At 62.0% G+C, this 4,610-nt stretch carries 5 protein-coding genes and 1 pseudogene; all 6 read left to right on the top strand.

Annotated elements, in window-relative coordinates:
• The first annotated feature begins 94 nt into the window (after positions 1 to 94).
• The 6 genes and pseudogenes from ACSHSS_RS29680 to ACSHSS_RS29655 all read left to right on the top strand — a co-directional run bounded on the left by ACSHSS_RS29680 (position 95) and on the right by ACSHSS_RS29655 (position 4,543).
• Positions 95 to 1,423: an RNA-directed DNA polymerase gene (locus ACSHSS_RS29680; protein ID WP_445545926.1), complete on the top strand. Its 1,329-nt coding sequence runs from the start codon at positions 95 to 97 to the stop codon at positions 1,421 to 1,423.
• A 10-nt stretch (positions 1,424 to 1,433) separates the two neighbouring features.
• The gene (locus tag ACSHSS_RS29675) at positions 1,434 to 1,784 is read left to right on the top strand and encodes a hypothetical protein (protein ID WP_445545925.1); all 351 of its coding nucleotides are present in this window, start codon (positions 1,434 to 1,436) and stop codon (positions 1,782 to 1,784) included.
• Positions 1,781 to 2,026, top strand: a complete 246-nt coding sequence (locus ACSHSS_RS29670; RefSeq protein WP_445545924.1) for a hypothetical protein — start codon at positions 1,781 to 1,783, stop codon at positions 2,024 to 2,026. The genes ACSHSS_RS29675 and ACSHSS_RS29670 overlap by 4 nt, the downstream gene beginning before the upstream one ends.
• Before the next feature lie 1,136 nt (positions 2,027 to 3,162).
• A pseudogene (locus ACSHSS_RS29665) lies at positions 3,163 to 3,363 on the top strand (hypothetical protein); the annotation flags it as partial.
• A gap of 347 nt (positions 3,364 to 3,710) precedes the next feature.
• Positions 3,711 to 4,109, top strand: a complete 399-nt coding sequence (locus ACSHSS_RS29660; RefSeq protein WP_261533598.1) for a DUF4031 domain-containing protein — start codon at positions 3,711 to 3,713, stop codon at positions 4,107 to 4,109.
• Positions 4,106 to 4,543 (top strand): hypothetical protein, encoded by a 438-nt coding sequence (locus ACSHSS_RS29655; RefSeq protein WP_445545923.1) that lies wholly within the window; start codon positions 4,106 to 4,108, stop codon positions 4,541 to 4,543. Before ACSHSS_RS29660 ends, ACSHSS_RS29655 begins: the two co-directional genes overlap by 4 nt.
• Positions 4,544 to 4,610: the final 67 nt, after the last annotated feature.

Here is a 4,610-nt window from a genome sequence, read left to right as displayed (position 1 = left end):
CGCGCCGTCGATCTGACGACGAGCATCGGGAAGCAGGCCAACGCGTGGAAGAAGTCCGCAGGTAATCGCCCGCTCCAGGGAGGTCACGGCTTCCATGGCTGAGCGATCTTTCAATCTGGTCGTGCCGCTGCCCCACAAGGGCACCGCCATGCGCAATGAGGAAACGCGCCGCCAGCGTGCGGCGGCGTCCAGCGCAGTTTCCCAGCTGAGCAATCAGCCGGGCGACGTAGATAGCACGATTATTCCGGCTGGGCCTGGTATCAGAACTTCAACAACGGCAACCAGAACAACAACCAACAGAACAACCAGCTGCGCGCCCGGGCCGTCCGCAGATTGGAATGACGGATTCACATTCGTCGAGCTCGTCGAGGCCTACCTCGACTGCCGGCGCACGAAGCGCAACACCCCGGCGGCGCTCGCGTTCGAGATCGATCTGGAACGCAATCTGCGCTGCCTTCATGACGAGCTGGCCTCGGGCTCCTACCGCCCTGGCCGCTCGATCTGCTTCGTCATCACGCGACCGAAACCGCGCGAGGTATGGGCGGCCGAGTTTCGCGACCGTGTCGTGCACCACCTGCTGTACAACCGCATCGGCCCGCGCTTCGAGCGCTCGTTCATCGTCGACACGTTCGCATGCATCAAGGAACGTGGAACGCTCCGCGCCGCCGAGCGCCTCGAATCGAAGATCCGTTCGATCACACAGAACTGGTCGCGGCCGGCGTATTACCTGAAATGCGATCTCGCGAACTTCTTCGTCAGCATCGACAAACTGGTCCTGCTCGAACTGCTGCTCGCGAAAATCCGCGAACCCTTCTGGCGAGCGCTGACAGAAACGGTGCTCATGCACGATCCACGAACCGACTTCGTCTATCGCGGCGATCCGGCGTTGCTCGAGCGCGTGCCGCCGTATAAGCGCCTCGTCGAGCAGCCGGCGCATCTCGGGCTGCCGATCGGAAACCTGTCGAGCCAGTTCTTCGCAAATATCTATCTCGACGTCCTTGACTATCATGCGAAACACCAGCTGCGTGCACGGTACTACGTTCGCTACGTCGACGATTTCGTGTTCCTGGACGAATTACCGCAGCGACTGAACGAAATCCTCGCCGACGTGACGGCGTTCCTGCCGGCCCGGCTCGGCGTGCGTATCAACCCGCGCAAGACCATTCTGCAGCCAATCCACCGCGGCGTCGACTTCGTCGGCCAGGTCATCAAGCCTTGGCGCCGCGAGACGCGAAGACGCACACGCAACGAAGCACTGCGCCGTGTGGCAGAAACGCCGCGCCAAGACCTCATGCAGGTCGCGAACTCGTACTTCGGACTGCTGCGCCAAGCAACCGCCAATCATCACGATCGCGCGCAATTGGCCAACCTTCTCCGATCACTTGGCAAAGCCGTAGATCGAGATCTCACGAAGACCTTCTGAGGACCGGACCATGACCATCCAATCGATGCTCCAGAAAATTCCCGTCGTCCGCGATCAGGACGGCTACTTCATCCATCCCGACCTGCTGCACTTCTGGACGGTCACGATGGGCGGTGCCGAGCGCTGCACGCCCGAACAGTGGGCCTCGCTCGAAGCACAGGCCGGCATCAAGACGTCGATCTACCACCTCGAAAGCGAGAACGTCGATCACCCGGCATACGTCTCGTACTTCGATAACGGAAACCTCGACATCACTGAATGGGATCCGTCGCCTGAGCCCGGCTGGTGGCTGATCGAGATTGGAGACAGTGAAGACGGCCCGTACGCGGTCTATGCAACGCATGCAGAGGTCAAGCCATGACCATCCCCTCTTTCCTTCAGCGCTGGCGCGCCGCCATTTTGGGGCAGCCGAATGTCGCCGAAAAGATCTCGGACGCTGAGTGGCTTCGGCGATGCGCCGCACGATTCGTCCAGCGCGCCGGTGTCGAGCAACGGATCGCCGATTCATTTGCCGAAGCCGCTTTTGAGAACGTTGCCGACTTCGGCTTCGAGAACGACCCGGAGGGCGCGGCGGATTGCGAAATGTCCTACTGGAGCGAATGACCATGACCACCGATAAGAGCCGCGCTGATGCGCTGACGGATGAGCAACGGCAAGCGATCAATCTCGCTAAAAGCTTTATGCCGGACAACACGCAGGCGCGCGGACGAGCCCATGCGGTCTTGGACGCGCTCATTGCGCCCCCTGCTGAGCAGCCCGCAGCAGCGCCGATCTATGAGCCAACCATTCCCGATGAACTGCATCCGGACACCGCCAAGCTCGTGCGGCGGTTCGCCCGCGCACTCGCCAACAAGCTGCTGGCCGCGCAGCGGAAGTACGGCTACTCGGACAACTGGATGCGCGACGGTTGGGCGGATGAGTGCCGCGCCGAGCTGATGCGTCACATCCACAAAGGCGATCCGCGCGACGTTGCAGCCTACTGCGCGTTCCTGTGGCACCACAACGAATCGACCGCACCCGCGCCGGCGGACGAGCGGGCGGCGTACCACTTCCACCGTTTCGTCGACGGAGTGGAAATGGCTGAAGGCGTGCTGATCGATCGAGCCCCAACGCTCGAAGCCGCCATCAAAGAGGCCGTCCGGTGCTGCGAGAAACGGCCTATGACCGTACTCGTACATGCGCCTGCGTGGGCTGGAACGCTGTGCGGTGGCGCGCTCGCGAACCGCGCCGCATCTGCCAGCGAGACGGATACCGACCTGCTTCCGCGCCCGAGCATCCATGCTGCAGTCCACTATGCGGCATGGCTGCGCCGTGAGTCGCACAAGCACGATCAACCCAAGGCTGGCGTGTTGGAGAACGCAGCAAGTGTGATCAGCGTTCTGCATGCTGAATGCGATCGGCTGCATCGCGAGTTGATTGACGAAGCATCCAGCGAGACGGGGGCGGAAGGGGCGACGATGCGAAGCTTGCTCGAAGCGTGGTATGACGCGGTCAACAAGGGGAGTGTCTCAGTAAGCGACCCGGCATATTTGCTCGTGACCCAGACTGCTGCCGCACTTCACGAAATCCCCGCGCAGGCGGCGGAACCGTGCGCTTGGCTGGTCGAATGGACGCCCAATGTTTCCGACAAGGTATGGGTTCAATCATTCGTGAACGAACTTGATGCGATCAACAAACAGCGTCAGGTCGGCGGCCGGATCATTGCTTGCGCGCCCATCAACGCACTTTCTCATGCACCCGCGCAGGCGGCGGAACCGATGCCGGCCCCGGCCGGATGGAAGCTTGTGCCTGTCGCACCGACTTTTGAGATGTGCCGCGCCATGGAGGAAGCGATCGATGCGGGATGGAAAGATTCCATCGTATGGGCGAGAGGAATCGCAGCCGCCCCGCAGCCGCCCGCGCAGGCAGACGCTCGGGAGGGGCTGACGGACGAGCAGAGAGTATTCACCTTGGCCGAAAAACACGATGGATTCGGGGATCGAAAGCACTTCGTCTTCACCGGCGCCGAGCTGGTCGAATTCGCACGCGCCCTTCTCGCCCCCACGCAGCAGCCGAGCGGCGAGGTGACGGACGACGACAAGGTGTGTGCCGAGCGGTATCGATGGTTGCGGGCACGAATGGCTTTCGTAGAAGGCCCCAACGCGGCCGCCAGCATGTCGATGCGCTCGTCCATCCCGGCCCCGAACCACGACTTCAATGCCGACTTTGTCGGCGATCGCTTCGACGCCAGCGTAGATGCTGCCATCGACGCTGCTATCGCCGTCGCCCGTGCCCAAGGAGGCGAATCGTGACCGTCTACGTCGACGACATGTATCGCCATCCGATCGGCGAATTCAAAACGGCAAGCGGTCGCGTCTACAAGATGTCGCATCTCATCGCGGACACCTCCGAAGAGCTGCTCGCCATGATCCGCACGATCGATGTCAATCCGAAGTGGATTCAGCACCGCGGTACGCGCGACGAGCACTTCGACATCACGATTAGCAAGCGCGCCGCCGCGATAGCCGCGGGCGCGGTCCCGATCACCATGGAGCAGTGCGGCGCGATGAACAAGCGCCGCAAGGTCACCGGCGATCTCGGCTCACCCGATGACGCCGTCGAGTGGCTGAAGCAGTTCATCGCAGACCGTCACGCAACTCGCGCAGCTGCAGTGCCGGCCGACAACCTCACGGAGTCCCAGTCATGAGCAGAAGTGGATATAGCGACGATTGCGAGAACGTCGAACTGTGGCGCGGAGCAGTCATGCGCGCGATTCGTGGTAAGCGCGGACAGGCGCTCCTGCGGGATCTCGCCGCAGCGCTGGACGCAATGCCGGAAAAGCGTTTGATCACCAATGAGCTTCAGACCGCGGACGGCGATTTCTGCACGCTTGGGGTGCTCGGACACGCTCGTGGACTCGATCTCAAGATCATCGATCCAGAGGACAGAGAGGCAGTCGCCCGCGCCTTCAACATCGCTCCCGCCCTAGCCGCCGAAGTTGTTTTCGAGAACGACGAATGCGGCCATCACTGGGATCATGCGCTAGGAAAAACCGTCTTCGAGACACCTGAGGAACGTTGGACCCGCATGCGCCAGTGGGTGGCGGCGAACCTGATCGAACCGGTCGAGGTGACGTCGTGAGCGAAGTACCGAAACGTGGTCTGCCCCCTGAAAAGTGGTCCTCCCTGAAGTAGGCTATTGAGCCGTA

The organism is Burkholderia sp. BC1, assembly GCF_052683555.1.
This window is presented reverse-complemented; position numbering and strand designations above follow the sequence as displayed.